We start from the raw sequence: 378 nt of genomic DNA on the forward strand, positions 1-378 counted from the left end.
TTCAAATAGGATGAATAGCCCATGAGGGCGGTAAATATCATTTGTGCTGCTGATCGCCTGATCTCTGATATGAACAGCAGATCGGGATCTATGGCACTGTATATCGTATACCGACCATTTGGTAGGTACGCTCACCTGGATGCTCCTTGGGCTGAGGCTGTATGGCCTGACTAAATGGATCCATAGGGACCCCTTAGCGGATTTCGGAAATGGAGGTTGGTACAGGTTCCTGATGCGGAGCAGTGGGGCTTTCCGGTGGCGCTGCTGCAGTCAGCTATCGAAAAAGAAAGCGGTTACGGCTCTTAGGGCCCTCTATGGTAAAAAGAGTATTGCCATAGCGCCCACTGTCAAAGACAATAGTTTTCAAATCGGGTTCTT

The 378-nt window shown here is 49.2% G+C and carries 1 protein-coding gene; it reads left to right on the forward strand.

Going from position 1 to position 378, the window contains the following annotated elements:
• The first annotated feature begins 21 nt into the window (after positions 1–21).
• Positions 22–174, forward strand: coding sequence for a hypothetical protein (locus EL17_RS23760; protein ID WP_164675235.1), 153 nt, complete (start codon positions 22–24; stop codon positions 172–174).
• Positions 175–378: the final 204 nt, after the last annotated feature.

This window comes from Anditalea andensis (assembly GCF_000714815.1).
Lineage (GTDB): Bacteria > Bacteroidota > Bacteroidia > Cytophagales > Cyclobacteriaceae > Anditalea > Anditalea andensis.

Coding starts and splice junctions, on each gene's coding strand:
- EL17_RS23760 (WP_164675235.1), top strand. CDS start 22: ATGAGGGCGGTAAATATCATTTGTGCTGCTGATCGCCTGATCTCTGAT.